At 72.4% G+C, this 4,481-nt stretch carries 4 protein-coding genes; all 4 read left to right on the top strand.

Features of this window, described 5'->3' with window-relative positions:
* A partial coding sequence (locus tag ACOV8S_RS10980; RefSeq protein ID WP_448317601.1) for an adenosylcobinamide-GDP ribazoletransferase occupies window positions 1-755 on the top strand: 755 nt, incomplete at its 5' end.
* A gap of 130 nt (window positions 756-885) precedes the next feature.
* Window positions 886-2,436, top strand: coding sequence for a leucyl aminopeptidase (locus tag ACOV8S_RS10975; RefSeq protein WP_448317600.1), 1,551 nt, complete (start codon window positions 886-888; stop codon window positions 2,434-2,436).
* 287 nt (window positions 2,437-2,723) lie between these two features.
* Window positions 2,724-4,112, top strand: a complete 1,389-nt coding sequence (gene lpdA, locus ACOV8S_RS10970) for a dihydrolipoyl dehydrogenase (RefSeq protein WP_351114442.1) — start codon at window positions 2,724-2,726, stop codon at window positions 4,110-4,112.
* 56 nt (window positions 4,113-4,168) lie between these two features.
* Window positions 4,169-4,481, top strand: a 313-nt coding sequence (locus ACOV8S_RS10965) for a biotin/lipoyl-containing protein (RefSeq protein WP_448317599.1), incomplete at its 3' end; no start/stop codon positions are given.

Below are 4,481 nucleotides of genomic sequence, written 5' to 3'. Positions count from 1 at the left end.
GGTTCGCCCTCGGCACCCTCACCACACTGCCGGTGCGGGTGCGCCGCTGGGACCGGGCGGCGGCGCGGCACGGCATGCTCTGGGCCCCCTCGGCCGGACTGGCCGTCGGCGGCGCGGCCGCGCTGGCCGGGGTGGCCGGAACCGCCGTCGGTCTCTCCCCCGCGCTCGCCGCCGTCGTCACCGTGGCCGTTCCCGCGCTCCTGACCCGGGCGCTGCACTTGGACGGCCTCGCCGACACCGCCGACGGCCTGGGCAGTGCCAAGCCCGCCGACGAGGCGCTGCGGATCATGAAGCGCTCCGACATCGGCCCGTTCGGCGTGGTCACCCTGCTGCTGGCGCTGGGCGCGCAGGTCGCGGCGCTGGCCGAGGCCTTCGCCCGCTCCCCCGCCCAGGGCGCCCTCGCGGCGCTGCTCTCCGCCGTGACCGCGCGCCTGGCGCTGACCCTGGGCGCCCGGGCGGGGGTGCCCGCGGCGCGGCCGGAAGGGCTGGGCGCGGCGGTCGCCGGGACGGTGCCGCGGGTGGCCGCCGTCGCGCTGGCCGTCGCCGTCACGCTCGTCGCGGCCGGCGCAGGGCTGTTGCTCGACGGCCGGAGCGAAGCGCTGCGCGCCGCGGCGGCGGTGCTGCTGGGGTGTCTGGCGGCGGAGATGCTGCTGCGCCGCTGTGTACGCCGCTTCTCAGGGGTAACGGGGGACGTGCTGGGCGCGCTGGCGGAGACCGCGGCGAGTGTCTCGCTGCTGGTGCTGTGCGTGGGGTGACCGTGCCTGGGCTGCCCCGGGCGCGGGGCCGCGCGTAGGCTCCTCCCAGAAGCCCAGGGCCCGGCCGAGCCCATCCTCTCGGCCCTGCGGACGCACACCCCACTCTCAACGGAAGCGAGACATCACCACCGTGACTGATCTTTCCCTCAGCACCGCCGCAGTCGCCGGCCTGCGCGCCGACGCGATCGTCGTCGGTGTCGCCAAGGGCGCGCAGCCGGACGGCGGTCCTGTCGTGGCCGCGGGCGCCGAGGCCGTCGCCGAGGCGTACGACGGTTCCCTGGCCGGCCTGCTGGAGACCCTGGGCGCCTCGGGCGCCGAGGGCGAGGTGACCAAGCTGCCGGCCCCGTCCGGCTTCAAGGCCCCGCTCGTGGTCGCCGTCGGCCTGGGCGCGCAGCCGGAGAAGGACGAGGTCTGGGACGCCGAGGCGCTGCGCCGCGCCGCCGGCGTCGCCGCCCGCGCGCTGACCGGCGTCGCCAAGGCCGCGTTCGCGCTGCCGCTGGAGGACGCGGAGGCGGCCGGCGCGGTCGCCGAGGGCGTGCTGCTGGGCGCGTACTCCTACGACGCCTACAAGGAGTCCGGCAAGGACGCCAAGGGCGCCAAGGGTGCCAAGGCCGCGAAGAAGGGCCCGCTGGGCGAGGCGGTGCTGCTCGGCGGCAAGCCGCGCGACCGCGCCTTCAAGGCGGCCGTGGAGCGCGGGGTCGCCCTGGCCGAGGAGATGAACCACGCCCGCGACCTGATCAACATGCCGCCGAACGACCTGTTCCCGGCGACCTTCGCGGAGATCGCGCAGAAGGCCGCCAAGGAGCACGGCCTCAAGGTGACCGTGCTGGACGAGAAGGCGCTCACCAAGGGCGGCTACGGCGGCATCCTCGGCGTCGGCAACGGCTCCACCCGTCCGCCGCGGCTGGTGAAGCTGTCGTACACCTCGTCGAAGGCGAAGAAGCACCTGGCCTTCGTCGGCAAGGGCATCACCTACGACTCGGGCGGCATCTCCCTGAAGCCGGCCGGCCACAACGAGACCATGAAGTGCGACATGTCCGGCGCCGCCGCGGTCCTGTCCGCGGTGGTGACGGCCGCACGGCTCGGTCTCGAGGTGAACGTCACCGGCTGGCTCTGCCTGGCGGAGAACATGCCGTCCGGCTCCGCCACCCGTCCGGGTGACGTGCTGCGGATGTACAGCGGCAAGACCGTCGAGGTCCTGAACACCGACGCCGAGGGCCGCCTGGTCCTGGCCGACGGTCTGTGGGCGGCCTCGCAGGAGAAGCCGGACGCGATCGTCGACGTGGCGACGCTGACCGGCGCGATGATGGTCGCCCTGGGTTCGCGGACCTTCGGCATCATGGCCAACGACGACGGCTTCCGCGCCCTGGTGCACGACGCTGCCGAGGAGAGCGGCGAGGACGCCTGGCAGATGCCGCTGCCGGAGCACCTGCGCGCCGGCATGGACTCCGCCACGGCCGACATCGCCAACATGGGCGAGCGGATGGGCGGCGGCCTGGTGGCCGGTCTGTTCCTGCGCGAGTTCGTGGGCGAGGGCATCACCTGGGCGCACGTGGACCTCGCCGGTCCGGCCTTCAACGAGGGCAAGCCGTTCGGCTACACGCCGAAGGGCGGCACGGGCTCCGGGGTGCGCACGCTGGTGCGCCTGGCCGAGCGCGCCGCCGAGGGCGACGTGCTCTGAGTCACCCGGCCCACCGGGGGTGGGGAGGGGTTCCGCGGCGCGGGACCCCTCCCCACCCCCTTGCGCGTCCGGTTCCGGGGTAGGTCCGGGGTGTACGGAACCCGGCCCGCCGAGGACTGTGCCGTGTCTCACAACACGGCCCCGCGTCCGGTTGTGCTCCGACAAGTGCAAAGATGGACCCTTGGCAGGACAGGGCCCCAACCGGGCCGAAGCACTTAGAGCGGCCGTGACCAGCCGCCGACCGGTCGGACGAGACCGGCGTGGCGCACATGCATGGAGGACGTGACGTGGCGAACGACGCCAGCACCGTTTTCGACCTAGTGATCCTCGGCGGCGGTAGCGGCGGGTACGCCGCGGCGCTGCGCGGGGCTCAGCTGGGCCTTGACGTCGCCCTGATCGAGAAGGACAAGGTCGGCGGCACCTGCCTGCACAAGGGCTGCATCCCGACCAAGGCTCTCCTCCACGCCGGCGAGATCGCCGACCAGGCGCGTGAGAGCGAGCAGTTCGGTGTCAAGGCGACCTTCGAGGGCATCGACGTCCCGGCCGTCATGAAGTACAAGGACGAGGTCATCTCGGGCCTGTACAAGGGTCTGCAGGGCCTGGTCGCCTCCCGCAAGGTGACCTACATCGAGGGGGAGGGCCGTCTCTCCTCCCCGACCTCGGTCGACGTGAACGGACAGCGGATCCAGGGCCGCCACGTCCTGCTGGCGACCGGCTCCGTGCCGAAGTCGCTGCCGGGCCTGGAGATCGACGGCAACCGGATCATCTCCTCCGACCACGCGCTGGTCCTGGACCGCGTCCCGCAGTCCGCGATCATCCTGGGCGGCGGCGTCATCGGCGTCGAGTTCGCCTCGGCGTGGAAGTCGTTCGGCTCCGAGGTCACGATCATCGAGGGCATGAAGCACCTCGTGCCGGTCGAGGACGAGAACAGCTCCAAGCTGCTCGAGCGCGCCTTCCGCAAGCGCGGCATCAAGTTCAACCTGGGCACCTTCTTCCAGAAGGCGGAGTACACCCAGAACGGCGTCAAGGTCACCCTGGCGGACGGCAAGGAGTTCGAGGCCGAGGTCCTCCTCGTCGCCGTCGGCCGTGGCCCGGTCTCGCAGGGCCTGGGCTACGAGGAGCAGGGCGTCGCGATGGACCGCGGCTACGTCCTGGTCGACGAGTACATGCGCACCAACGTCCCGACCATCTCCGCGGTCGGCGACCTGGTGCCCACCCTCCAGCTCGCGCACGTCGGCTTCGCCGAGGGCATCCTGGTGGCGGAGCGTCTGGCCGGCCTCAAGGCCGTCCCGGTCGACTACGACGGTGTGCCGCGCGTGACGTACTGCCACCCGGAGGTCGCCTCCGTCGGCATCACCGAGGCCAAGGCCAAGGAGATCTACGGTGCGGACAAGGTCGTCGCTCTGAAGTACAACCTGGCGGGCAACGGCAAGAGCAAGATCCTCAAGACCGCGGGCGAGATCAAGCTCGTCCAGGTGAAGGACGGCGCCGTGGTCGGCGTCCACATGGTGGGCGACCGCATGGGCGAGCAGGTCGGCGAGGCCCAGCTGATCTACAACTGGGAGGCGCTGCCGGCCGAGGTCGCGCAGCTGATCCACGCGCACCCGACGCAGAACGAGGCGCTGGGCGAGGCCCACCTCGCGCTGGCCGGCAAGCCGCTGCACGCGCACGACTGATCACCGCCGGGCGACCGAACAGACTTCCGTACTTCCGTTAAGGAGCAACCGAAACCATGGCGGTTTCCGTAACCCTTCCGGCGCTCGGCGAGAGCGTCACCGAGGGCACCGTCACCCGTTGGCTCAAGGCCGAGGGTGAGAAGGTCGAGGCCGACGAGCCGCTGCTCGAGGTCTCGACCGACAAGGTCGACACCGAGATCCCCTCGCCCGCGTCCGGCATCCTGTCCTCCATCAAGGTGGCCGAGGACGAGACGGTCGAGGTCGGCGCCGAGCTGGCCCTGATCGACGACGGCTCCGGCGCCCCGGCCGAGCAGGCCGCTCCGGCCCAGGAGGCCGCCCCGGCCGCCGAGCCGGTCCAGGCCCCCGAGA

The sequence above is a fragment of the Streptomyces sp. CO7 genome (assembly GCF_053474865.1).
Note: the sequence above shows the minus strand (reverse complement) of the source record. Positions and strands in the feature narration are given on the sequence as shown.